This is a genomic window from Flammeovirga pectinis, assembly GCF_003970675.1.
GTDB lineage: Bacteria > Bacteroidota > Bacteroidia > Cytophagales > Flammeovirgaceae > Flammeovirga > Flammeovirga pectinis.
Genome location: NZ_CP034562.1, coordinates 3,340,386 through 3,366,696, shown reverse-complemented (window position 1 = coordinate 3,366,696; position 26,311 = coordinate 3,340,386). Strand labels below are relative to the sequence as shown.

At 33.5% G+C, this 26,311-nt stretch carries 18 protein-coding genes; 17 read left to right on the top strand and 1 reads right to left on the bottom strand.

All coding sequences use genetic code 11. The features are described 5' to 3' along the window. Nucleotides 1–141: 141 nt before the first annotated feature. The 5 genes from EI427_RS26170 (at nt 142) to EI427_RS13475 (ending at nt 10,346) form a co-directional block, all read left to right on the top strand. Nucleotides 142–6,150 (top strand): starch-binding protein, encoded by a 6,009-nt coding sequence (locus tag EI427_RS26170; RefSeq protein WP_126615497.1) that lies wholly within the window; start codon nt 142–144, stop codon nt 6,148–6,150. Between the two features lie 189 nt (nt 6,151–6,339). Continuing rightward, nucleotides 6,340–8,232: a helix-turn-helix domain-containing protein gene (locus tag EI427_RS13490; protein ID WP_126615495.1), complete on the top strand. Its 1,893-nt coding sequence runs from the start codon at nt 6,340–6,342 to the stop codon at nt 8,230–8,232. A gap of 115 nt (nt 8,233–8,347) precedes the next feature. After that, nucleotides 8,348–9,451, top strand: coding sequence for an Mrp/NBP35 family ATP-binding protein (locus EI427_RS13485; protein WP_126615493.1), 1,104 nt, complete (start codon nt 8,348–8,350; stop codon nt 9,449–9,451). Between the two features lie 35 nt (nt 9,452–9,486). Next, nucleotides 9,487–9,738: a NifU family protein gene (locus EI427_RS13480; protein WP_126615491.1), complete on the top strand. Its 252-nt coding sequence runs from the start codon at nt 9,487–9,489 to the stop codon at nt 9,736–9,738. Between the two features lie 173 nt (nt 9,739–9,911). Continuing rightward, nucleotides 9,912–10,346, top strand: coding sequence for a hypothetical protein (locus EI427_RS13475; RefSeq protein ID WP_126615489.1), 435 nt, complete (start codon nt 9,912–9,914; stop codon nt 10,344–10,346). Nucleotides 10,347–10,425: 79 nt separating this feature from the next. On the opposite strand, the gene EI427_RS13470 is transcribed toward EI427_RS13475, so the two are convergent. Further along, complete coding sequence (locus EI427_RS13470; RefSeq protein ID WP_126615487.1) at nt 10,426–11,721, bottom strand: aminopeptidase P family protein; 1,296 nt, start codon at nt 11,719–11,721, stop codon at nt 10,426–10,428. Nucleotides 11,722–12,014: 293 nt separating this feature from the next. Here EI427_RS13470 and EI427_RS13465 point away from each other — a divergent pair, with 293 nt between their 5' ends. The 12 genes from EI427_RS13465 (at nt 12,015) to EI427_RS13410 (ending at nt 26,250) form a co-directional block, all read left to right on the top strand. Next, nucleotides 12,015–13,502: a S8 family serine peptidase gene (locus EI427_RS13465; RefSeq protein ID WP_170178465.1), complete on the top strand. Its 1,488-nt coding sequence runs from the start codon at nt 12,015–12,017 to the stop codon at nt 13,500–13,502. Nucleotides 13,503–13,525: 23 nt separating this feature from the next. Continuing rightward, nucleotides 13,526–14,101 carry a hypothetical protein gene (locus EI427_RS13460; RefSeq protein WP_126615483.1) on the top strand — a complete coding sequence of 192 codons (576 nt, stop codon included), beginning with the start codon at nt 13,526–13,528 and terminating at the stop codon, nt 14,099–14,101. A 270-nt stretch (nt 14,102–14,371) separates the two neighbouring features. Next, on the top strand, nt 14,372–16,216 hold the full coding sequence (locus EI427_RS13455) for a DEAD/DEAH box helicase (protein WP_126615481.1): 1,845 nt from the start codon (nt 14,372–14,374) through the stop codon (nt 16,214–16,216). A gap of 98 nt (nt 16,217–16,314) precedes the next feature. Continuing rightward, a complete protein-coding gene (locus EI427_RS13450) occupies nt 16,315–16,704 on the top strand; it encodes a GtrA family protein (RefSeq protein ID WP_126615479.1) in 390 nt (129 codons plus the stop codon). Nucleotides 16,705–16,780: 76 nt separating this feature from the next. Continuing rightward, entirely contained in the window at nt 16,781–17,167 is a 387-nt protein-coding gene (locus EI427_RS13445) for a hypothetical protein (protein ID WP_126615477.1), read from the top strand. Nucleotides 17,168–17,307: 140 nt separating this feature from the next. Then, nucleotides 17,308–19,158, top strand: a complete 1,851-nt coding sequence (locus tag EI427_RS13440; protein WP_126615475.1) for a M1 family metallopeptidase — start codon at nt 17,308–17,310, stop codon at nt 19,156–19,158. Between the two features lie 37 nt (nt 19,159–19,195). Next, nucleotides 19,196–19,513 (top strand): FtsB family cell division protein, encoded by a 318-nt coding sequence (locus EI427_RS13435; RefSeq protein WP_126615473.1) that lies wholly within the window; start codon nt 19,196–19,198, stop codon nt 19,511–19,513. Nucleotides 19,514–19,724: 211 nt separating this feature from the next. Next, on the top strand, nt 19,725–21,926 hold the full coding sequence (locus tag EI427_RS13430) for a CRTAC1 family protein (RefSeq protein ID WP_126615471.1): 2,202 nt from the start codon (nt 19,725–19,727) through the stop codon (nt 21,924–21,926). 247 nt (nt 21,927–22,173) lie between these two features. Beyond that, nucleotides 22,174–23,418: a M16 family metallopeptidase gene (locus tag EI427_RS13425; RefSeq protein WP_126615469.1), complete on the top strand. Its 1,245-nt coding sequence runs from the start codon at nt 22,174–22,176 to the stop codon at nt 23,416–23,418. Nucleotides 23,419–23,457: 39 nt separating this feature from the next. Beyond that, nucleotides 23,458–24,516, top strand: a complete 1,059-nt coding sequence (mltG, locus tag EI427_RS13420) for an endolytic transglycosylase MltG (RefSeq protein WP_126615467.1) — start codon at nt 23,458–23,460, stop codon at nt 24,514–24,516. Between the two features lie 72 nt (nt 24,517–24,588). Continuing rightward, on the top strand, nt 24,589–25,281 hold the full coding sequence (locus tag EI427_RS13415; protein WP_126615465.1) for an endonuclease V: 693 nt from the start codon (nt 24,589–24,591) through the stop codon (nt 25,279–25,281). Nucleotides 25,282–25,392: 111 nt separating this feature from the next. Continuing rightward, nucleotides 25,393–26,250, top strand: coding sequence for a hypothetical protein (locus tag EI427_RS13410; RefSeq protein ID WP_126615463.1), 858 nt, complete (start codon nt 25,393–25,395; stop codon nt 26,248–26,250). The last annotated feature ends 61 nt before the right edge of the window (nt 26,251–26,311 follow it).

Sequence of the window (26,311 nt, the reverse complement as noted above, 5' to 3'; positions counted from 1 at the left end):
ACGTTGCAAAGTGTAATGTGAACGTTTTATTTTTTTGAGTGTCGATTACCATCTTTTTCATTAGTAAAATTGGGTATATGAAATGAAAAGTGTGCTCCCAAAACACACAACTTCTGATTAACTAATTTTTATGAATTGAAAATGGAAAAGAACTTTAAACTGTTACTTACTTCTGTCATCTCAATTCTATTTCTACTACTTAATAATGTAGTAGCAATAGCACAGGATGGAAAAGAAGTTTATTTGCAAGGATTCCACTGGGAATCAGCAGACGCCGCCCAAAAAGATTGGTGGCAAGTATTATCAACTAAAGCAGCTGCAATTAAAGCAGCTGATATTGATGGTATATGGTTACCTCCATCTTCTGATGCAGGTGATAGAGCGGGTTATCTACCAAGAAAATGGTATGACCTAAATTCTAACTATGGCTCTGAAGAAGAACTTAGAGCGTTGATATCTCAATTAAATAACCTTGGTGTTGTTTCTATTGCAGATATAGTTATTAATCATCGAGTAGGTTGTACAGGTTGGGCAGATTTCTGTGAACCTGCTTTAGGGTGTAATGGAATTACTTCTGATGATGAAGTAAATGAACAATTCCCAGGTGAAGGTTGTGGTGATTTTGACACAGGTACACCTTATAGTGCTGCAAGAGATATTAACCACAGAGATCCAGCTACGCAACAAGCGATTAAAGATTGGATGAATTGGTTAAAATCTGATGTGGGTTACTCTGGATGGAGATATGATTTTGTACATGGTTTTGCTGCAAATTATTTTGCTGATTATAACAATGCAACTTCTCCATCTATTTCAATAGGAGAGAATTGGACAAGTAATACGCAAGATATCATCAATTGGGTAGATGGTGCACAAGGTACTTCTACAGCATTTGATTTTCCTTTAAAGTTTGCTTTGCATAGTGCTGTAAATGGTAATTATGGAGTATTAAACAATGGTGGTAAGATGCCTGGTGTAGCAGGTACTTGGCCTCAGCAATCAGTTACATTTTTAGAAAATCATGATACTGAGCCAGTAAGACAAGGAGATCATCCAGGAAGTGCATTCCCTAATGATCCTGTTTCTAACTCTCAAGTATTACAAGGTTATGCGTATATCTTAACACACGCAGGTTCTCCAATGGTGTTTTATTCTCACCTTTTTGAATATGGCATTTACGATGAAATAGCACAAATGATTGCTATTCGTAAAGCGAATGATATTTCTAAAACAAGTGTTGTAAGTATTCAGCAAGCAGATGGTAGTGGTTATGCTGCAGTTGTAGACGATAAACTTGCAATGACAATTGGTAATACAAGTTGGAGACCAAATGGTTCTGGATGGATTATTCAAGCAGAAGGTCCTGGTTATATGATTTGGGATAAAGGAGTAGGTGTAAATACTGCACCTACTGTAACAATATATCCTTCTGTTCAACAATCTGATAATCCTATTGAAATAACATTATCAGTTATTGATGATAGAGATCCTAACTTATCGATTTATTATACTATAGATGGAAGTACTCCTACAATAAATTCGGCTGTTTATACGGCACCTTTTACTATTAATACAACAACAACAGTAAAAGCTATATCATTTGATTCAGAAAATAAATCGGGTCAAATAGAAAAGAAATTTTATGTTGGAGAACCTCTTCCTGTAATGACTGTTTATGTACAGAAACAAGCAGGTTGGGAAGCATTATATGCACATCATTGGGCAGCATCGCCTGCAGGTTCTGTATCAGATACAGAATGGCCTGGTGTAGAAATGCAACTTGTTGAAGGAACATCTAACTGGTATTCGGTTGCATTACCTGGTGCTGAATCAGCTAATTTTGTTTTTCATGATTTTGCTACTAATCAAGATACAGATGTAATTATCTCTGGTACTTCTTGGTATTCAGAGGGTGTTATTTCAACAGCTTGTACTGGTGGAGATTGTCCTGATGATGTTGAAGTTGTTACAATTTCTTCTGATCAATCAGACGCTACATTTATAGATTCGTTTTCTGTAAATCTTTCATCAAATGACGGAGCATCTATTTATTATACAGTAGATGGTACAACACCAACTACTTCATCTTTGCTTTATTCATCAACTTTAGTTTTTACAGAAACAACGGTTTTAAAAGCAAAAGCATTTAAAGGTAATCTTTCTTCTGAGGTTGTAACATCAACTTACACTAAAGAAACCGAAGAAGATAATAATAATAATAATAACTCAGGTCCAACTGCCAAGAAAGATAATTTTACTTGGGATAATGCGACAGTTTATTTTACAATGACTGACCGTTTTTATGATGGCGATCCTTCTAATAACAATGAGTACAACAGAGGGAAGGATGGTAACGGAGGAGATTATACTGATGACTCATCTGCTGGAGAATTCCATGGAGGTGATTTAAAAGGTATGACTGCAAAACTTCGTGAAGGATATTTTGAAGCGATTGGTGTAAATGCAATTTGGATTACGTCACCAGTTGAACAAATGCATGGATGGGTTGGAGGAAGTTCTGATGGATCTTTCCGTCATTATGGATACCACGGTTATTATGCACTAGATTGGTCAGAGCTAGATCGTAACATGGGTACAGAAGTAGACTTCCAAGAGTTTATTGATGAAGCTCACTCAAGAGGAATCCGTATTGTAGTAGATGTTGTAATGAACCATACAGGTTATGCAACAATGCAAGATATGGAAGAATTTGGCTACGGAACTGTAGATCCATCTTGGAGAGCTTGGCAACCATCTGGAGCAGATTCATGGCATTCATACCATGAGAAATTTGTTGATTATTCTTCTGGTGGAACATGGATTTCTAAATATTGGGGTCCAGATTGGATGCGTCATCCAGATGTTGATGGTTATGATGCCTGTTCTTCTGGAGGTGGAATTGATAATTGTGTTGGTTTCTTACCAGATTTAAAAACAGAAGATTTAGCACCAGTAGGTATTCCTCCAATTCTTGTTACAAAGTGGTCTCAAGAAGGAAAATTAGCAGAGAAAACAGCTGAATTAGATGCTTTCTTTAATGAAACAGGTTTACCTAGAGTAGTATCAAATTATATGATATTCTGGCTTACAGATTGGGTAAGAAAGTACGGTATTGATGGTTTTAGAATAGATACTGCGAAACATGTTGAGATGGAGCGTTGGGCTAGATTAAAACAATATGCTATTGCAGCTTTAGCAGCGTGGAAAGAAGAAAATCCATCAAAAGCAATGGATAGTAAAGAATTCTGGATGACTGCAGAAGTTTGGGGACATGGTAAGAATAAGTCGAACTATCATACTGATGGTAACTTTAATTCAGTAATCAATTTTAATCTTAAAAATGATGCACGTGTGGCAAGCAGAGATGCAAGTTCTTTAGAATCATTGTATTCAGAATACGCAACTATTAATGATGATTCTACATGGAACTCATTAAGTTATTTGTCATCACATGATGTAGTGCCACTGTTTGATCGTAACTCTTTACATGCAGCAGCACCAGGTTTCTTGTTATTACCAGGAGGTATTCAAATATTTTATGGTGATGAAACAGGAAGACCTGAAGGAAATTGGAGTGATGCAGAACAAAATACTCGTTCAGAAATGAACTGGGGTAATTTTAATACTGCTCAACATAATGTGTGGAAAAAGTTAGGTACTTTCCGTAGAGACCATCCATCTGTTGGAGCAGGTTCTCATAAGCAAATAGGAAGTGCTCCTTATACTTTTGTACGTGATTATAATAACCCAGCAGAACAACTTTCTGATAGAGTTATTGTAGCTGTAGGTGCACAAGGAACAGTTACTTTTGATGTTGCAGATTATTACCCTAACGGAGATACGATTATTGATCATTATACGGGTACAATGCAAGTTGTTGAAAATGGATCTGTATCATTTACAGCAGATGCAGAAGGTATTGTTTTATTATATGATAAAAACTACACTTACGTTTCTCGTCCAATTGTAAATATATCTCCAGATACACAATATGATGAAACTTCAATTACAGTTTCTATCTCAGCAATTGATGCAGAAGATCCTAATGTAGTTACTTATTATACTACTAATGATAGTGATAATAAAGAGGATTATCTTACTTGGGATGTTTATACAGGACCTTTTGATTTAATTCAATCGGCAACAGTTAGAGCAATAGCAGTTAATTCTTCAGGACGTACAGGTGCTGCAGAGAAAAAATACGCCGTGGGTCAGATTGACCCTATCAACGTATACTTCTACAAACCTGCAGATTGGGGTAATGCTAATATGCATCATTATGATGCTGTTCCTGTTGGCAGTACTGAGGATACCGCTTGGCCGGGTGCTACCATGACAGATGTTGGTAATGGTTGGTATCATGCAACTGTAACTGCATTATCTACGGGTATTGTATTTACAGACAATGGAGGAGCTCAATCAGATGATTTATCAAGAACTCAAGATGGTTGGTATAAAGATGGAAGTTGGTCAAATAGTTGTCCTGGCAATTGCCCTGGACCGATGGTACCTACTGTAACTATCAGTCCGGAAAGTAAAAATTTCTCTAATGGATCAGGAAATGTAACAATTTCTGCAACTCAAGATGGGGTGATCTATTATACAATTGATGGTACTACTCCATCGAGTTCATCATTAGAATATACGGGAGCAATAGCTGTAAATGGTAATGAAGGAGAGACAGTAACGATAACAGCAATCGCTTATAACGCAGAAGGCTCTTCTGATATTATTTCGGAAGTGTTTACTTTCAATCCTATCCAAACATTTACTATTTATGTAAAAAATTATAGTCACGTATATTATTGGAATGTAGAAGCAAATGGAACAATTACGGATCCAAATCCAGTAACATGGCCAGGTGTTGAATTACAAGCTGCTCCAGAAGTTGGAACAGGGTGGATGAAATATGAAGTTGAAGGAGGTACTTGTGCAAATGTTATTTTCACAAATAGCGGTGCAGGAAAAACTGGAGATTTATCTACTTGTGGTAACGAAGGCTTAGGTTATGAGAATGGCGCTTGGGTTGAAATTGGTGAAGATGAAACCGCTCCAACAATTGGAATGACTCCAGATAGTGGTACTTATGATGGACTAGTATCAATTTCTATTACAGCAACAGATACTAGAGATAATGCACCAACAGTTTATTATACAACTGATGGGACATTACCAACTACAGCATCTATGTCTGCAGTTACAACTGTATCTTTTGATTTAACTGATGTTGGAGATCATACTGTACAAGCGTTTTCTGTCGATGCATCAGGTAATACGTCAGCAGTAATTTCAAAAACATTTACTGTAAATGAAGTTATTGGAGGCTTTAAAGTATATTTCCAAGGAGCAAGTAACCCATTAATTCATTATTGGGGTGTAACTCCGGTAGGAGCAATAGCGAGTACAACTTGGCCGGGTGTAGCACTTACAGAAGGAGAGAATGGATGGTGGTATTTTGAATTTACATCAAATGTAACATCAACTAATCTATTATTCCATACTACTTCTGGTTATAAATCAGCAGATCTAACAAGAGATAAAGATGGCTGGTTTAAAAATGGACAATGGTATGATGAGGAACCACCTCAACCAGAAGGCTTAACAGTTCATTTTAAATCTTCTTGGGGTAGTAGTACAAAAATTCATTATTGGAATACATCAAATGGAACGTCATCAACATGGCCTGGAGTTGCAATGGTAGATGATGGAAATGGTTGGTATTCTTACACAATAAATGGAGCTACTTCTGCAAGTGTATTATTCCATAATGGTTCTGGACAACAAACTGGAGATTTGTCTAGAAATCAAGAAGGATGGTATAAAGATGGACAATGGTATGCTTCTAATCCAGAAAGTAGTGGAGCAAGAACATTTAATTTAGAAGATAAACTAGCTTTATCTGTGAAATTATATCCAACAATAGTAACTCAGAAAGCAACATTAGATGTTGTAATAATAGAAGAGAATACAAACGCTATTGTTAAAATATTTGATTTACAAGGAAGACAAGTAATTCCATCTGTAGAGCAACGTTTACCTCAGGGTAATAATCAGTTAGAGCTGAATACTAGTGATTTACCAAGTGGTATTCATTTAGTGCAAATTCAGATTGGTTCGTATTTAGAAGTAAAGCGAATACTTAAAAAATAAGAATTGTAATTTAATGAGCACAGAGAGTATCTTTCTGTGCTCTTTTTTTTGATAAAAAGTGTTTTTATAACATTATAAATAAGATAATTATACTTTTTGTTGATGTTGACAATAATATTATCTAAACTTATAAATCAACTACTAATTTATTTTTTGAGGTCTAATTTTACAACACTACTAACAATGTCTATGAATAATAAAATTACTATTCTATTTATTTTTTCACTGTGTACTTTTTTTACAAATTACAATTCGCACGCTCAGTCAGATTCTATCACATTTACTATTAAAGAATATCCTGTTTATACACCAAAAACAGCAGCTATCTATTTAGTGACTTCTTTAAACGAATGGGCACCAAACGATCCTAATTTTCAATTAAAGAAAAATGGTAAAGAATATTATATCCGTTTGCCAAAACAAGCAGGTAGTTTCCAATATAAATTTACTAGAGGTAATTGGAAAAGCGTTGAAGGCAATGATGTTGGAGAAATAAAATCCAATAGAGTGTATGACGCATCAAGTCCAAATGAAATTGATATCAAAATTTTATCTTGGCAAGACAAAGCAAAGCAATTTTTAAACAGAGTACAATTAGTTGTACAAGACGTTCCCGATGAAACTCCTTATGATGCAACTTTATTTGTTACAGGAGATTTTAATGATTGGAGAACAAATGATGTTGAAAGTAAATTAAATAAGCACCCTGATGGTAATTATTATATCACATTACCAATAGGAGTTCAGAAATTTAATTACAAAGTGACAAGAGGTTCTTGGGAATCTGTAGAAGGACGAGAGAATGGTCGAGCAATCGGAAATAGAGTCTATGATGTATCTATTGATGGTTGGAAAAAAGAAATTAAGGTAAGTAGTTGGGAAGACCTTTCTGGTAATACCATGACGCCTTATATGTTTTTACTACTTTTAGGAGCATTTCAAGGTATAGTTTTAATACTTTCAATTTTTAGTATCCAAGATAATAACCGTCAAGCTAATTTAATATTGATGGGCTTAATTTTCTTAACATCAATCGCTTTGATGTCTAGAGTGGCAATGTATTATAGAGATATGTTCCATGAGTTTCCTAAAATATATTTAGTACCAGAGTTATTACTATTTTTATATAGCCCACTATTTTATTTCTACATTAAGCAACTAACTGATTCAGAATCTGCAAAGAAAGATCTCTTTTATAGGTTTGTTCCTTTTGGGATGCAAATAATTACCTATATTCCTTTATTGGCAATGCCAAATGAAGAGTTTATTAATGGTGTCTTAGATAAAGAATTTAATTGGTTATTTAATCTTTTTGGTGGTTTAGGTTTACTCTTTAATATTTATTATTGGTGGAAATGTAAACAAGTATTGGATCGTCAGAAAGTAAATAATGTAGAAGTTCTATCAGAAGAAAGAAACCTAAATTATTTAAGTGGAGTGACGGCTGTTTATGCAGGTTGTTTAATTATTTGGGGTATGCTATATATTGTAGGCAGTGCCCACTACTTATTTGATTACAATCCACAGAATCTAATAGAATTCTTATCGGATACATTATGGTTTATGATTGCAAGTATCTCTTTTGTTATGGGTTATTATGCAATGAACCAACCTGAAATATTACGTATATCTGAGGTAATTAACTTTCCAGATAATATTCCGAACACAATAGTAAATTCGGAGAAGGTAGAACAAGAAGTTGTTAAAGAATTATCGTCAGATCTTATTGCAATAAAAAATGACCTTGCAATAAAAATGGGAGAAGAATGTCTTTATGAGAATGCTCGTTTAACACTTCCTGATCTAGCAAAAATTCTAGAAACAAACACGCATGATTTATCCAAAGTAATTAATGATGGATATAAGAAAAATTTCTATGATTTTGTGAATTCCTATAGAGTAGAAGCTTTTGTAGATGCCGTAAATGGAGATACAGATAACGAGCTGACCTACTTAGGACATGCCTATAATGTAGGCTTTAATTCTAAAACAGCCTTTAATAGAGCATTCAAAAAAGAAACATCAAAAACACCAACGCAGTATTTTTCTATGCTAAAAACACTCACAGAGGTCTCAAAATGAGTTGTTTTACTGTTAATCTTACCAAATTAAAAATTAATCTAAATAAAGATAATGCATCATTCATCTTTTCGTGTTAATTTTGTGAAGATTAAACAGTTTTGGGATAAAAGAGACCATGGCATATACTCAGGAAGATATTCTGAAGGCTTTATCAACAGTTGAAGAGCCAGATTTAAAAAAAGATTTAGTAACGCTGAACATGATTCGCGACGTTGAAGTAGAAGGAGACAAAGTGTCTTTTACTGTAGTTTTAACTACGCCTGCTTGTCCGTTAAAAGAATTAATCAGAAAGCGTTGCGAAGATGCAATTTACAGAGATGTTGCTGATAATTTAGAAATTACGGTTAACATGACTGCAGAAGTTACATCCATTAAGCAAAATGGCCCTGTTTTACCAGGTGTAAAGAATGTAATAGCTATTTCATCTGGTAAAGGAGGTGTTGGTAAATCTACTGTTACTGCAAACTTAGCATTGGCTTTAGCCGAAACAGGTGCAAAAGTAGGTGTAATGGATGCTGATATTTACGGTCCTTCAATTCCAACAATGTTTAATTGTGAGAATGCTCAGCCGGGTGTTGTTCAAAGAGGCGATAAAAATATTATTATTCCAATTGAAAAATATGGAGTGAAATTATTATCAATTGGTTTCTTAACATCACCAGATAATGCTGTTGTTTGGAGAGGCCCAATGGCTAGCTCTGCAATCCGTCAATTCTTTATGGATACAGATTGGGGAGATTTAGATTACTTACTAATCGATTTACCTCCAGGTACAGGTGATATTCATTTATCATTAGTACAAACAGCAAAAGTTACAGGAGCTGTAATTGTTACTACACCTCAAAAAGTAGCTTTAGCAGATGCAGTACGTGGCTACAAAATGTTTGCATCCAAAGATGTGAATGTACCAATATTGGGTGTAGTAGAAAATATGTCTTATTTTACTCCTGCTGAACTTCCTGAAAACAAATATTATTTATTTGGACAAGATGGTGGTAAAACATTTGCTCGTAGATATGAGATACCATTTTTAGGTGAAATTCCTTTGGTACAAAGTGTTCGTGAAGGTGGAGACGATGGTGTACCTGTAGTGATGGAAGAAGGAAATCCAGCAGGTAGATCATTTGTGAAGATTGCAGAAGAATTAGCAAGAAATATTGCAATTCGTAACGCTGAGTTACCAGAGACTGATCAAGTAGAGATCAAAACCTGGGAATAATTAGAATGATGTATAAACCTCAAGGTTAAAGATATATGAGTCAATCATTAATAGAAAGAGTAGAAAAAGCATTGGAGACAATTCGCCCATATTTAGAAGCTGATGGTGGCGATGCTAAAGTTACTGAAGTAACTGAAGATGGCATTGCAAAAGTTGAGCTTTTGGGTGCTTGTGGTTCATGCCCTATGTCTGCAATGACATTGAAGGCAGGAATTGAGCAGGCAATTATCAATGCAGTACCAGAAGTTGTTAAGGTCGAGGCTATTAATATGGCTGTAGAAGAGTAATAATTTCTTAAGAGTAACCTTTTAGAAAGAGCTATCTAATTTTAAATTAGATAGCTCTTTCTGTTTATAATAAGTCATTTATTGTAATAAGTAGGTTAAATAATGACAATTAAATGTTTGGATGAAATCGTTTTATAACTATCACATCATCAATACATTTAAAAAAAAACATTATGAAATCTCTTTACACTATTTTCGTTGTTATGTTATTTTCTTCTTTTGTTAACGCTCAAGATATTACAAGCATCGATCCTGATGATCCTTATTACTTATTAGATCATCCAACACACTTACAAGTAAACGAAGTTTTAGGATTAAAAGATCATGATATAGATTTTGTAAGATTAGAGGGTTCAACTCTTCAATTTTATAACCAATATAAAGAAAGAACAAGAAGTTATGAATTGGCTTTTGATAGCGATTTTAGAACTGATCAAGCTTGTTTAGTAGAATATAATGTAGCTAATTCTAATGGTAATACCGTAAAAGTAGCTTACGAGCATGGTAGAGGAAATACATTTAAATGCACAATTTATATGTATGATAAAGACGATGCATTGATTATGAAAGTAGCTGCTGATAAAATATTAGATTCTTTTTACTTTTAATTATAAGTGACCTTGATATAAAAAAAAGACCTTACCTCTAATGAAAGAGATAAGGTCTTTTTTATGTCTAATTTTGAAACTAAGCTTTGTTCATTAAGCTTTCAATTTCCTCAATTTCGAAAGGTATATTACGCATTAAATCAAATGGTTCTCCAGTTTCTTGGATAACATAATCATTTTCAATTCTTATACCCATATTTTCTTCACGAATGTATATACCAGGTTCTACAGTAAATACCATTCCTGCTTCAAAAGTCTTATATCTATGTCCATAATCATGTACGTCTACTCCAATATGATGAGAAGTACCGTGCATGAAAAATTTCTTGTAAGCAGGCCATTTTGGATCTTCATTAGCAACATCATCAGCTGTAATTAGTCCTAAACTTAATAACTCTTGCGTCATAAGGTTACCAACTTCAACATGGTAATCTACTAGGTTGTTACCAGGTACAAGCATTTTTGCAGCAGCTTTATGAACACGTAAAACAGCACTGTAAACAGCAGCTTGGCGCTCAGAAAATTTACCGTTTACAGGAATTGTACGTGTTAAATCAGATGCATAATTTCCATACTCACAACCAAAGTCCATTAACATTAGATCACCGTCTTTACAAACTTGATCGTTGTCAATATAATGGAGTACACAAGCATTAAAGCCAGAAGCAATAATTGGCGTGTAGGCATGTCTTCTAGAGCCATTACGTACAAACTCGTGTGTAATTTCTGCTTCTATTTCGTATTCTTTTACACCTGGTTTAGTAAATGCAAGAACTCTTCTAAATCCTTGTTCAGTAATATCACAAGCTTTTTGCATTACATCAATTTCTGGTTGAGATTTGATTGTACGCAAATCATGCATAATTGGAGCTAAGCGCATGTAATTATGTAGCGGATATTGTTTCTTACACGTAACTCTAAACCTATCATCTGGAGTTTCTACAGTAGTATCTGCACGAAGGTGTTCATTTGTATTTAAGTAGATGTTTTCAGCATCAAATACCAAAGATTTAAATGTTGTTTCAAAATCTGATAACCACATTACAGTTTCAATTCCAGAAACTTCTGTAGCTTGTTTTTTTGATAATTTTGCACCTTCCCAAATAGCAATCTCATCATTTGTTTCAATTAAGAATAAGATTTCTCTGTGGGCAGGATCTTTTGCATCAGGGTTGATTACTAAAATACTTTTTTCTTGATCGATACCGCTTAGATAAAAAATATCTGTGTGCTGAATAAATGGCATTGTACCATCTGCACTTGTTGGCATTATATCATTTGAATTGAAAACGGCTACAGAACTAGGTTTTAATCTTTCTACAAAGCGTTTACGGTTCTCAATAAATAATTTAGGATCGATTTTGTCGTATCTCATTTCAATATATGTTATATAGTATGTGACGTTAATTCCAATAAATAATGTATTTATCCGATTATGAATGGAAGTTAAATCATTTTATTAGAAATAATTGTATAATGTTTACTTAAATCTTTTTACTACAACATTTACAGTCTAAATTAGAATAGAAATTCTAACCATAAAATGTGTATTGTGATAAAAATTAGATTACAATACCTAATTTACTTCTTCCGTTGATTTTTTAAAACTATATGATTTACCAATTTTTTACTAAACATAAATTCAGTACTACTACCATTCTACAAAAAATGCTATTTATATTATTGATTATCAATAGCATGAATTTTTCTGTTGTCCATTCTCAGATAGAGAATAGATATTGGTTAGTATTTGATGATAGATGCGAGAACGATAATTTAGATATTATTAACCTATCTATATGCGAAAGTTATCTTGAAGAACTACATCAAATGGGTTTTTATGAAAAGACAACTTCTCGTTGGTTAAATGCAGTTACCGTGAATATTAAATCAACATCTGATTTAAATAAACTATCATCATTACCTTATATAAAAGAAATAAAACCAGTGAATAGAAACTGGAAGTTAGCATCAAATACATATAAAGATGTAAAACGATCTTCTTATGCATTAATTCAAATTAATCCAGATACATTGTATAATTCATCTTTAAATGGAAATGGAGTTAAGATAGGAATTATTGATGCTGGTTTTTGGAAATCGAATACTAACGATTATTTAAAAACTATTTTTGAAGAAGATAGAGTACAAGGCTTTAAAGATTATGTAGCAGGTGTAGAAACTTCAGAAAATATATTTTTTAATAGTAAAAGAACAGGTTCAGATAGTCATGGAACTTCTGTTTTTAGAATGATTGGAGGAAAAGACAACCATATGAGATATGGTTTAGCGGATAAAGCAACCTACTTTTTAGCAAGAACAGATAATGGAGATACTGAAAATAGGTCTGAAGAAGAAAATTGGATTGCGGCTTTAGAATGGATGGTAGATTCTTTAGATATCCATTTGATAAATAGTTCTTTAGGGTATTCTATTGGTTTTGACGACCCTAAAGAAAATTACTCTCCAGAAGATATGGATGGTAAAACATCGATGGTAACTAGAGCAGCAGAAATTGCAGCAGAAGAAAAGAATGTTTTGTTGGTAGTTTCAGCAGGAAATGAAGGTGATAATAATAAATGGAAAGTGGTGAGTGCCCCAGCAGATGCAAGAGGAGTGTTAAGTATTGGCGCTACAACTAAAACAGGAACAAAAGCTTCGTACAGTAGTATTGGTCCAGAACAGTTGAATTATGTTAAACCAGAAGTTTCTTGTTTCTCATTATTTGGGACATCGTTTTCTGCCCCGGTAATTACAGGGTTAGCAGCTTGCTTGTGGCAATATAAACCTTCTGCTACAGCTGCAGAAATAAGGGGAGCAATAATTCAGTCTTCTTGGTTTTACCCTTATGCAAATAACTATATTGGTTATGGCGTTCCTGATGCCGCTAAGGCTATTCATATTTTAGGAGATGAGGTCTCAAAGTCCTCTGTATCAGAAATTATGGCTTATGATGAGAAGAAAATAAAAGTAAAAGAGGGTAATAATGAGGGAACTCTGTTAATAGCGTATCATAAAGAGTCTGAAACTATTGTAATTAAACAAGAATTTATATATTTGAAGGAAGGTACTTGGTTAGTTAAAAAACCTAAAAAAGCAATCAGTACTACTCTTTGGACAGGAAAACGACACATTGAAGTTTTTTGGAAAAAGTAATTAACTATCAAAATCAATAATACATGAAGTTGTTCGTTCGCATTAGCTTAATTTTTACTAACATCTTTTTACTAACAAATTGTTCACAGATTGATAAAATTCATGATAGTGATCAAGTATACTATTTTGATCTAGAGAGTTTAATAGACAGTGCTGTCGCAGATCTTGATAGAAAATCTCCTTCTGTAGAAAAAGAAATTGACTACGATGGAGAAAAAGATGTTATTGATGTTAAAGACATCGATTGGGAAAAAGAATTGGAAGTATTTGCTCAAGCAGATATTAACCGACCTGTCTTAAAAGACAGTTATGTAACTGTAATTACAAATAAAGACGATGGTCTAAAGGTGACTAGATATGAAGCCAGTGGACCACGTGAAATTGTAAGATGGCTAGAATTATCTCAGGATAAGAATGGTAAACTTATTTCTGTAGCGTTTAAAATGTTTACAGATAATTCTTTATTTTCTTCACAAAAAGAGGGGAAATTAGAGTTTACTATGAATCAGAAATTAAAGAGATATTCTTTGGCTGGAGCTGAAACTATTCTCTTTTTAGGAGAAAAAAACTATGCCGTTAAAGGTAACTTGGTGTATTAAAGACACTTACAATTATTGAATTTGTAATCAAAAAAACAAAAAAAAAGAGGCTTAAACGTCTCTTTTTTTGTTAATGAAGGAAAAAATACACAATAAATTGCCTTAAACACTAACGATTGTGAAGCAGAGGAGGAAAAGAACTTATAAATCACTTACCTTTGCACCCTATTAGAAAAAACGTTAGCGCTTTTGTCCACATCATCATAGCTCGAGGCTGTCCGCCTCGAACAAGAAGAGAAACAAGGAAGGAAGCGTTCTAAAAAACAAGAAATGGCAAAATTTAGTGAATTAGGGCTTAAAGAAGAATTGCAAGCAGCAGTCGCAGAGCTCGGTTTTGAAGAACCAACACCAATCCAAGAAGAAGTAATACCAACGCTTCTTACAGAGGATTTAGACTTAGTTGGTTTAGCACAAACAGGTACTGGTAAAACTGCGGCATTCGGCCTTCCACTCCTTCATCGCGTAGATGTGTCGGATAAAAGAACGCAAGGTTTAATCTTATGTCCTGTACGTGAATTAGGATTACAAATCGCAAAAGACTTAGAGAACTTTGCAAAAAAGATTCCTGGTTTAAGAGTTGTAGCAGTTTACGGAGGATCTCCAATCGATCAACAAATTCGTCAATTAAACCGAGGAGCACATATTATTGTGGCAACTCCTGGTCGTATGCACGATTTGATTCGTAGAAATAAAACAGATATTTCTGCAGTTGAAACAGTTGTATTGGATGAGGCAGATGAAATGCTTAAAATGGGTTTCAAAGATGAGCTTGACGCTATCTTAGATCAAACTCCTGACGATAAAAACGTATGGTTGTTCTCAGCAACTATGCCAAGAGAAGTGGCACGTATCGCTTCTAACTACATGACTGACCCTAAAGAAGTTACTGTAGGTACAAAAAACACAGGTAATAAAAATGTAAAACATTATTGTTATATGGTAAGAGCGAGTGATCGTTACGAAGCCTTAAAACGTATAGTGGATTACAATCCTAATGTTTATGGTATTGTTTTCTGTCGTACTAGACAAGAGACAAAAGATGTAGCAGAACGTTTAATGCAAGATGGTTACAATGCAGATGCATTACATGGTGACTTATCTCAAGCACAACGTGACTACGTGATGGGTAAATTCCGTCAAAGAACATTACAGTTATTAATCGCAACAGATGTAGCTGCTCGTGGTCTTGATGTAAACGATTTATCTCACGTAATTAACTACAATCTTCCAGATGATATCGAAACGTACACTCACCGTTCTGGCCGTACAGGTAGAGCTGGTCGTGATGGTACTTCTATCGCTATTGTTCACATGCGTGAAAAGCACCGTTTGAGAGCTATCGAACGTGTTATCAAGCAAACATTTATTACAGATCCAATTCCTTCTGGACCACAAATCTGTGAGCGTCAACTATTCCACTTAGTGGATCGTATGCACTCAGTAGAAATGGTTGAAGAAGAAATTGAGCAATACTTACCAAAAGTATACGAGAAATTAGAAGACTTAAGCCGCGAAGAAATCGTAAACAGATTTGTTGCTTTAGAATTCAACCGTTTCTTAGATTACTATAGAGGAGCAAGAGACCTTAATGCAAGCGATAGAAGAGATAACACTAATACTCGTGAGCGTGGTGAAAATAACCGTAGATCTGCTGAGTCAGGTTTCACAAGATTCTTTATTAATCTTGGTAAACGTGATGAAGTTAGCCCTAAAGAGTTAATTGACCTTATCAATAAAGGTGTTAAAGGTGATCGTATCGACATCGGACGCATTGATCTTAAGCAAAATTTCTCTTTCTTTGAAGTAGGAGAAGGTAGAGATCAAGATGTTATTTCTGGCATGGGTAGCTTAGAATACAACGGTCGTAAGATCGATGTAGAGGTATCTAATGGTGCTGGCGGTGGCGGCGGAGATCGTCGTCGTGGCGGTGGCGGTGGAGACCGTCGTCGTGGTGGATTCAGCGGCGGTGGCGGTGGAGATCGTCGTCGTGGCGGAGGAGGCTACGGTGGTGGAGATCGTCGTGGCGGTGGAGACCGTGATCGTCGTGGTGGTGGAGATCGTGATCGTCGCGGAAGCGGTGGTGGCGGAGGACGTCGCAAGTATAATAAAGACTAAGTTCCCTTTTGGGCATAGATATATTGAAGATCGGGAATGTTTATTCCCGATCTTTTTTAATTTGCAAGATATTTTATTTTTAGTCTGCTTAAGTGTATATGAATTGGGAAGCATTATTCTGGAAGTTTTTAAAATTTGGGGTTGTAGGGTTCTCGGGAACATTTATTGATTTCGGGGTAACTTACCTTATCAAAGAAAAACTTAAAGGGCATAAATATTTAGCAAACAGTACAGGTTTTGTATTGGCTGCAACAAGTAATTATATTCTAAATAGAATATGGACTTTTCAGAGTCATGATTCTAATGTGAGTATTCAGTTTATTAAATTTTTCTCTGTATCAATTATTGGATTAGCTTTTAGTAATGCTATAATATGGTTACTGCATGAGAAATTTAAATTGAATTTCTATATCTCAAAAGTGTTAGCAATTGGTGTTGTAATGATTTGGAATTTCTTCGGAAACCTGATTTTTACATTTGGCGAATAATAGTGATTAAGTTTGGTATTGAAACCTATTACTTGATTAAATTGTAAATTCAAATAACTCATCAACCAATACTACTATGCTTCAAGATAAAAGAGATTATATCAAAAGATTAATCAAGGATTTGGAGAAAATGATGCTCCGTTTTCAAGGTTTAGACTGGCGGTTACATAGAGATGAAATAGAATCTACAGTAGACAAATACATTACAGAGATCATGAAGATAAACCCTGAGGACGATACTCAGGAAATGATTTTAAAAGTAATGGATCTATCCGCTAAATTAGATTTTATCCAACTTGAATTACTCACTGATGCTTTGGCCTCTAAAGGTAAAGTTACAGGAGAACGGAAGTATTTAGAAGCAGCACTGAAATTATATCAAAAGATAGAAGACGTAGACGTAATGACTTTCTCCTTTGTACGTCATCAAAAGATTAGTGAATTAACTACGATGTTAACTTAATGCCGATTTTACAATAAAATCACATTTAATAAAGGGTCATTTAACATCTAATCGATAAGAATACTTTATCAGATTATTTTCTTTTGTATTTTGCACCCATAAATAGACTTAATAACATATCATCCTATATAATTCCTTCAATGAAGAAGTATTTTTTTACATTAATGATATTTTGTCTTGTATCAATCGGAATACAAGCACAATCAGATAGATGGCAACAAAGAGCCAATTATAAAATGGATGTTGAGCTTGATGTAAACACCCATAAATTCCAAGGAAATCAAAAAATAGAGTACTATAATAACTCTCCAGATACTTTACATAAAGTATTTTATCACTTATTTCTTAATGCTTTCCAACCAGGTAGTATGATGGATGTGAGGTCTAGAACAATTGAAGACCCTGATGGTAGAGTAAAAGATAGAATTTCTAAGTTAACAAAAGAAGAAATAGGTTACGAAAAGGTACTATCATTAAAACAAAATGGTAAAGCTGTAGACTATAAAACTGTTGGAACAATCTTAGAAGTAACATTACATAAACCGATTCTACCAAATAGTAAAGCAACTTTTGTAATGGATTTTGAAGGGCAAGTACCTATTCAAGTTCGTAGAACAGGTAGAGATAATAAAGAAGGAGTAGCTTATTCAATGGCGCAGTGGTACCCTAAAATGGCAGAATACGATTACGAAGGCTGGCATCCAGATCCTTATGTAGGACGTGAATTTTATGGTATTTGGGGAGATTTTGATGTTAAGCTTACTTTAGATGAGAAATATGTAGTTGCAGCAACAGGTTATTTGCAAAATGCAGAAGATGTTGGACACGGCTATGAAGGAATTAAGAAAGGAGCAAAATCTAAAAATGGCAAATTAACTTGGCATTTTATAGCTCCTGAAGTACATGATTTTACTTTTGCTGCTGATCCAGATTTCAATCATAAGATTGTAGAGATGGACAATGGCCCAGAGCTTCATTTCTTTTGGAAGAAAAACCAAGGAATTGATGATGTATGGAATAAATTACCAGACTATTTAGAACAAGCAATTTTATATACAAACAAACGTGTAGGCAAATACCCGTATAAAGTATATAGCGTTGTTCAAGGTGGTGATGGTGGAATGGAATACGGAATGCTTACTTTAATTACAGGTAAAAGAAACCTAAATAGTTTAGTAGGTGTAACGGTGCACGAAATGCTACACAGTTGGTTCCAATTTGTTTTGGCTACAAACGAAAGTTTATATGCTTGGATGGATGAGGGTTTCAACTCTTACATTGGCAATGAGATAGAAGAGAACGTAAATGGTAAAGATGATGGCCATGGAGGATCTTATAAATCTTATTTCTACGTTGTTAAAAGAGGAATTGAAGAACCTCTAAGTACTCATGCAGACCACTTTGAGAAAAATGCAGCCTATTCAATTGCATCATATTCTAAAGGAGCTGTATTCTTACACCAACTAAGCTATATTGTTGGGCAAGAAACTTTTGATAAAGGTTTTAAGAGATACTACGAAGAATGGAAATTTAAGCATCCTAATGCAAATGATTTTATTCGAGTAATGGAAAAAGAATCTGGTTTAGAGTTACAGTGGTACAAACAATACTTTGTTTATTCTACAAAAACGATAGATTACGGAGTACAAAATACCTTTACTGAAGGTGATACAACTTATATTACCTTAGAACGAATTGGTAAAATGCCAATGCCTATGGAAGTAAAAGTATCTCTTGACGACAATATAGAAATAACTTATTATATGCCTCTTAGAATGATGAGAGGAGGTAAGAAATCTGAAATTGAAGGTAATTGGGTTCAATTAGAAGATTGGCCTTGGACGCACCCTCATTACACAATTGCTGTTCCTACAAAAGGGAAGAAATTAAAACGTGTAGAGATAGACCCATCGCAAAAAGTTGCTGATATTGATAGGACTAATAATGTTCTTGAAGTATCTTACATAATAGAAGAAGGAGCGGGGCTTTAATGCTCTTTCAGATTACATTTTGTACGAGTAATAAATTATGTCGAATAGACCTAAAAATATAGATTGGGTAGCTTACCTAAAAAACTTTTACGTTTTATCAGCACTCGTTTTTTTAGTTTGGATTTCATTTTTTGATAACGATAACCTTCTTAGAAGAAGAAATCAGAAAGCGAAAGAACAAGAATTGAAAAACCAGGAAACGTATTATAAGTCAGAAATACAAGACTTACATCGAAAGATGAGAGAACTTAATACGAATGACCGAGAGTTAGAAAAGTTTGCTAGAGAAAAATACTTACTCAGAAAGAAAGGCGAAGACGTTTACGTAATCAAAGATCTTTCGAAAGAGAAATAAATAGAATCACCATTAATATTAAATTATTAGTGGTGATTTTTTTTGATCAATTTTATAGAATAACATCCTTTATAGGTTCTTTTTGCAGGATTAATATAGGAAAGTAACGATTGTTGATTTTTTGTCTAGTGGTATAAATAGTCATTTTGATATATATGAGAGTATTTGTTGCATCGAATTTTTTAATCAAGTGATAGCAAACATAATCGAAATGAATAAACAAATAACTCTACTCTTCTTACTATCAATTTATTTAATAATAGGAGGATGTTCACGTATAGATACATCAGTATTAAAATCTGCAGTAACACTAAATACAGCTCTTTATCAGCATACATTTAAAGTAGAAAATACAACAGTTAAGAAAGTATTTCTAGAAATAGAGTGTAAAGGGGCTTATGCTAATTTATCTATTAAAGAAGGAAAAAATACGTTAGTAGACGAGCTTGATATACCGAATAAGGGAAGGCATACATTTTCTATCTTAGTAGACTTTAAAAATTATGGTATAAAAGAACTATCCTTCATAAATAAAGGAAGTGAAATTGTACTTCATCAACTCAAATTTTCTGATTATGAAGGAATAACTATTCCTCAATTTAAAGATATTTCAGAGGCATCTGGCTTTACTACCGAGGTAACTTGGAAGTATGGAGGTCCATCTATTGGCGATATTAATAACAATGGATATTATGATTTTGTATTAAATAACCATGATAAAGTACCTGCAAAGTTATTTTGGAATAAAGGAAATGGACAAGTAGAAGAAAATAAAAAACCTTTAATGAAATGGGATATTCATGGATCTGCTGTAGCTGATTATGATAATGATGGAGACTTAGATATTTTAATTTCTCAGGGAGGAGGAAACGGAACAGACCCTCAGCCACCACATTTATTAAGAAATGACAATGGTACTTTTAAGCATGTATCTAAAGAGGTAGGAATAACTTTAGGAGCAAGAGGAAGGTCAGTACGCTGGATTGACATGGATTTAGATGGAGACCTTGATTTACTTTTTATTAATGCTGAAGGGATAAATGCTTCTGATGGAGCACAACATATTCTATATGAGAATTTAGGCGAAGGGAAGTTTCAGAATAGAAAATCAGAAGGAATAGAGAAAGCAAAAGGAGAACGTGTCTTAGTTACTGATATTAATAATGATCAAATAGACGATTTAATTCTTTTTGAACCACTTTCTATATGGCTAGGAAATGGTGATTTTACTTTTTCTGATGGAAGTGAAAAGTGGTTATCAAAAAAAATGCAGAATACTGAATACATAACAGGTGCAGCTGCTATTGATATTGATAACGATGGGCATTTAGACTTATATTTAAGTAGAGGGAAAACATATTATCAGACAGCAAATAAATCGTTTGATTTTGATCCTATACATCAAAAAGTAGATATAAGAGATGAAGGGAATAAAGGAGTTACAAGCATGGAATTTGATGCATATGGAGATATTGTTTTATCAAATATGTTTCTGTGGTATAGAATGTATGATGATGGATTTCCTATTTATTTAGGAAGTGAAAAAGTAGCTATAAATTCTATAAAAGAAATAGATTCTGTAAAGGTGACTCAAGAAATGGCTAAAGGATGGTCTACTGAACGTACTAAAAATGGATGGTATTTTGGCTATTTAGGTAATGGGAAATGGAAAGTAGAGTGGATCAGAAATAATGATATTTATTGGGATGTTAGATTAACAATTTCTGGAGTTCAAAGTGTTACTACTGAGTGGAATCCACAGAATAGAAATGTTCAAGATATTTTATTAAGAAATACAGGCAATGGTTTTGTTGATAAATCGATAGAGTGGAATATTCCAAAAGGAGGAAGTCACCAAGGTGTAACAGTGGCAGATTTTAATAATGATGGATACTCAGATCTATTTGTATACAGGTTTGGTTTTTTACAATCAAGAGTTACAGATTGGTTATTACTGAATAATGGTAGAGGACAATTTGAACTAACTACATCACATGGAGCAATGGATAGTAATGATAAAGGGCATGGAGATATGGGGCAAGCATTTGATTACGATTTAGATGGAAATGTAGATTTATTGAGCGGAAGTGATAATTATGGTAAGTGGTATTTATACAAAACCTTGAATACTAATGATTTTAACTTTTTGGAGGTTAGAGTAAATTATAGTGAAGAGAAGAATGTAGACCCAATATCTGCTATTGTTATTGTAGAAACAGCTTCTAACACTTATAAAAAACGAGTAGGGTCTGCAGGAGAAATACATTCACAGAGTTTACTAAATACTGTCCATTTTGGATTAGGAAAAGAAGATAAAGTGAAGAAAGTAACTATTAAATGGAGGAATGGTGAGCAATGTATTATCAATACTCCACCTATAAATGGAGTTGTTTCTACACCAAAAATGAAATAGAATCAATAGTAAATAATAACAGTTAATTGAAAAGGTTAGTAATTTTTACGAGCCTTTTTTTTCTAAAAAAATCGAACATAGAATTGAATCGTCTTATTTAAATATAATTTTCTTAAATACTTAAGAGCTTTAACTAAAACAATCGACTATAATAGCTAAATTTGCAGGCTCAATATTTTGAGGTAGTGAAACATAAGTAGACACTAAATAGTTTGCTTATTGATGAAAGGGGAGTAAAAAAAACTTAATGGATACAAAGTTTCAGATACACCGTTTAAGTAACGGTATCAGAATTATACATAAACAAATTAAGTCAACAAAGTTAGCCCATTGTGGCGTAGCAATTAATGTTGGTAGTAGAGACGAAACGCTAGCTCAACAAGGCATTGCTCACTTTTGGGAGCACATGGCTTTTAAAGGAACAAACAAGAGAAAAACATATCATATTTTAAATAGTATCGACTCCGTTGGAGGTGAGTTAAATGCTTACACTTCTAAAGAGAAGATTCATTTCTATTCTTCAACTTTAGTTCAACATTTTGAGAAATCTGTTGATGTATTATCAGATTTAACGTTTAACTCAAATTTTCCTGTGAAGGAGATTGAGAAAGAACGTTCGGTTATTTTAGAAGAGATGGCATTGTACAGGGATGACCCTGCAGATTCTATTGGAGATGAATTTGATGAACTGATTTTCCCTAATCATCCTTTAGGAAGAAATATTCTAGGGACTATTGAAAGTGTGAATAGTTTTAAGCAACAAGATTTTTTTGATTTTATTGCTCAAAACGTAGATACACATCAAGTTGTAATTTCTTCAATATCAAACCTTCCTTTTGATAAGGTGTTAAGTATTGTAGAAAAATATTTTGGAGGTATCAAGGAAGCTAAAAACGACCGATCAAGAAAGATATTTACGGGTTACAAACCTACATTGGTAGAAAAGTTTAAGCCAATAACACAGTCACATGTTATGTTAGGGGCAGAATCTTATGAACTTCACCATAAAAAAAGAATGCCTTTTTTCTTATTGACAAACCTTTTAGGAGGTCCTGCAATGAATTCTAGATTAAATTTAGGGATCCGAGAAAAGTATGGTTATGTGTATGATATTTCAGCGGGATCATCAGCTTACCTAGATAGCGGACAGTTTAGCATATACTTTGCTACAGAAGATAAGAAACTTAATAAATGTCTAAAGTTAGTCCATAAGGAATTGGCTTCTTTAAGAGATAAAAAATTAGGTATTCAGCAATTAAGATCTGCAAAACAGCAGATAATGGGACAAATTGCAATGTCTGGAGAAAGCAATTTATCTATTATGTTAGGAATGGGTAAAGGGCTTTTAGATAAAGAAAAATTTGAGTCTTTGGAAGAAATCTTCCAGCAAATTCAGGCAATTACATCAGAAGATTTAGTTGAAGTAGCTAACGAAATGTTTGCAGAAGACAGATTGACTACTTTAATTTATCACCCAGAATCTAAAAAGTAAATTAGCACTCACTTTAGAGTTGTAAACATATTTTATATAATGGTAAAAGGTAACATACGTGTTTTTTTATTTGTAGGCTTTTCAGTCTTATCAATTTCTTTGATAGTTTATTTTTATCAAGTTTTCTTTACTCCCAATATTATGGTGGGGCAAGAAGAACGTAAAGTAATTAGAATACCACACAATGCAACAATAGAGAATGTAACAGATACTTTACAGAAATATGATTTTATTTCTGGACTAGTACCATTCCGTTTTGTGAGTAAAGCATTAAAGTATAACGAAAATATTAAACCAGGTTTATATGTTTTAAAACCTGAAATGACAAATAATGAAGCGGTCAGGTTTTTAAGATCTGGAGCTCAAACCCCAATTAAAATTACATTTAATAATGCAAGAACTACTTGGGATGTAGCAGAACGTATTACACAGCGGTTAGAAATAACTCCAGAAGAGTTTTATGATGTAGTTACAGATAAAGAATTTTTAGACGATTTGGGGTTAGACTCATTATCGGTAAAAAGTATTTTTATTCCGAACACCTATGAAGTCTATTGGACTATTTCTGCTAAAAGTTTAGTAAAGAGATTAAAGAAAGAACACGATCGTTTTTGGAATGATGCAAGAGATGCAAAAGCTGAAAAGATTGGATTAACTCCTTTTCAGGTACAGATATTAGCATCTATAGTAGAATCTGAAACTATAAAAGCAGACGAAATGCCAAAAGTGGCAGGGTTATACATTAATCGTTTAAATAAAAATTGGCCATTACAATCAGATCCTACTGTTGTTTATGCAGCAGTAGAGGTAGGTATGGTAGAAAATTTTACTGATGTAAAACGTGTTTTAAATAAACATTTAGAAGTAAAGTCTCCTTATAATACGTATAAACATACAGGTTTACCTCCGGGGCCAATTAGAATTCCTTCTACGCAGGCAATGAACGCAGTATTAAACACTATAAAACATAAATACATGTATATGGTTGCTGATGCAGATTTTTCGGGATATCATCATTTCTCAAAAACATTATCAGAGCATAATCGATATGCACGTATTTATCAGAATGCGTTAAACAAAAAAAGAGTTTATAAATAATAGGTATCACATCTATTTTAAGTAAAGACAAGGTAAGTATCTTGTCTTTATTTTTTTATTTAGAATAGAATTATGAGAGAGGATAGAGATCTTGAACAAGAGGTTTTAGCTAAAAAAGTAATCATTCATTCAGACAACGATGCTCCTTTAAAATTAGGAGCTAATGATGCTGTTTGTAGTATGGATGTAGCCTATACCGAAGATTGTGCATTTGTATCTTGTGATATAATAAATGGAAAAACAGGCGAGTGGGTAAATACTTTTGTAACTATCCATGAACTACCCACAACACCTTACGAGTCTGGTTATTTTGCTTATTATGAAGGTCCTCTGTTAGTGGCTTGTTTGGAATACTTAAACAAACAAATAAAATTAAAGCCTTCTTTAGTAATCGTTGACGGCCACGGTTTAGCTCATCCAAGAAAATTTGGAATAGCATGTTGGTTAGGTCTTCAAATAGATACTCCCACTATTGGTTGTGCAAAAAAGCCATTAGTACCATATTTAGATAATTTAGGAGGAGCTAAAGGAAGTTTGTCTCCAATGCTTTTAGATGATGAGGTTGTAGGAGTAGCACTCAGAAGTAATAAAAACGTAAAGCCAATTTTTATTAGCCCCGGCCATTTGATCAGTTTAGATTCTACGATCTATTTAATTAAGAAATTTCATGGTGAATATAGAATTTTTGAACCAATAAGAAGAGCTGATCAAGCTGTTAGAAAAGCATCTAGAGGAGAAGAGGGTGATTTTGAGTTAATTAGTTAATAAGGATTGTTTAGAATTTAAACTGTTTATAGTTAAACATTTATTTGTAATAAATCGTACATTAGTAGTGTAATAATATGAAACTACAGTTTACGGATTAACTTAGATAAAATGTTTGAAGTTACTACTAATGATAAATCAAAGAAGGAGTTGTCTAAAACCCATAAAGTGATAACTTCTCAAAAGAATAAAATTCCAGAAAATTTACGCCCTTTTGCATTAAGCATTATTTATACTTTGCTTATTGGATCTGTAAGTCTACTATTTAATGGTATTTTAGAGATTGTTTTTAATCAGAAATCAGAGCCTTTTTCTCAGTCTTTCTATTTTTCTATTTTATTTGTTGTAATTGCTTCACTTATTTTGCCTTATAAATCTAGGGTATTAGAAAATGAAGATGTAGTATTTGAAGAAGACAGAATAGGAGGGTTTCAGATAGAAAGAAAAGCTGAAGTTTCGGTTAGTAAAAATAATAATAAGTTATTTGTTTATCTGGCTAAAGTTTTGACGCTGATCTTGTCAATAGCTTTCTTTATGTTTTTTTATGTTAGTGGTCAAAGTATAGAAAAATTCGAAACACTGACTATCCATAATATAAATATAGAAGGGGTTGATAGTGTTAAAATAGCAATTCGTATATCAAGAAATACTAGAGATTCTGCAACACCTGGTAAATTTAAATCATTTATAGAACCAGAAATTTCTAAAAAAGGGACGTACATTTATGAAGAGTATACCTATGGTTTTCCTTATAAACTTTTAGCCCCTCAAAGACAAAGAGATGCTATAGAGGGTAAGAAATACCTTGAAGGAAAACGAGCAAAAATATTTGTAAAATGGTACGGTGATGAGGTTTCCCCTAAAGAAATTGAAGGTAAATTAAAAGAAGTTTTTGAGAGTGAAAACATGGATCAGTTACTGATCGATTCTTTTGGGAAAGTAGTAAAAGAAGAAAATAAAAGACAATAACTCAAGGTTAATAATTATAGAACTTTCTATAGATAATAGCTATAAATAAAGACCTCATCAA

Coding starts and splice junctions, on each gene's coding strand:
- EI427_RS26170 (WP_126615497.1), top strand. CDS start 142: ATGGAAAAGAACTTTAAACTGTTACTTACTTCTGTCATCTCAATTCTA.
- EI427_RS13490 (WP_126615495.1), top strand. CDS start 6,340: ATGAATAATAAAATTACTATTCTATTTATTTTTTCACTGTGTACTTTT.
- EI427_RS13485 (WP_126615493.1), top strand. CDS start 8,348: ATGGCATATACTCAGGAAGATATTCTGAAGGCTTTATCAACAGTTGAA.
- EI427_RS13480 (WP_126615491.1), top strand. CDS start 9,487: ATGAGTCAATCATTAATAGAAAGAGTAGAAAAAGCATTGGAGACAATT.
- EI427_RS13475 (WP_126615489.1), top strand. CDS start 9,912: ATGAAATCTCTTTACACTATTTTCGTTGTTATGTTATTTTCTTCTTTT.
- EI427_RS13470 (WP_126615487.1), bottom strand. CDS start 11,721: ATGAGATACGACAAAATCGATCCTAAATTATTTATTGAGAACCGTAAA.
- EI427_RS13465 (WP_170178465.1), top strand. CDS start 12,015: ATGCTATTTATATTATTGATTATCAATAGCATGAATTTTTCTGTTGTC.
- EI427_RS13460 (WP_126615483.1), top strand. CDS start 13,526: ATGAAGTTGTTCGTTCGCATTAGCTTAATTTTTACTAACATCTTTTTA.
- EI427_RS13455 (WP_126615481.1), top strand. CDS start 14,372: ATGGCAAAATTTAGTGAATTAGGGCTTAAAGAAGAATTGCAAGCAGCA.
- EI427_RS13450 (WP_126615479.1), top strand. CDS start 16,315: ATGAATTGGGAAGCATTATTCTGGAAGTTTTTAAAATTTGGGGTTGTA.
- EI427_RS13445 (WP_126615477.1), top strand. CDS start 16,781: ATGCTTCAAGATAAAAGAGATTATATCAAAAGATTAATCAAGGATTTG.
- EI427_RS13440 (WP_126615475.1), top strand. CDS start 17,308: ATGAAGAAGTATTTTTTTACATTAATGATATTTTGTCTTGTATCAATC.
- EI427_RS13435 (WP_126615473.1), top strand. CDS start 19,196: ATGTCGAATAGACCTAAAAATATAGATTGGGTAGCTTACCTAAAAAAC.
- EI427_RS13430 (WP_126615471.1), top strand. CDS start 19,725: ATGAATAAACAAATAACTCTACTCTTCTTACTATCAATTTATTTAATA.
- EI427_RS13425 (WP_126615469.1), top strand. CDS start 22,174: ATGGATACAAAGTTTCAGATACACCGTTTAAGTAACGGTATCAGAATT.
- mltG (WP_126615467.1), top strand. CDS start 23,458: ATGGTAAAAGGTAACATACGTGTTTTTTTATTTGTAGGCTTTTCAGTC.
- EI427_RS13415 (WP_126615465.1), top strand. CDS start 24,589: ATGAGAGAGGATAGAGATCTTGAACAAGAGGTTTTAGCTAAAAAAGTA.
- EI427_RS13410 (WP_126615463.1), top strand. CDS start 25,393: ATGTTTGAAGTTACTACTAATGATAAATCAAAGAAGGAGTTGTCTAAA.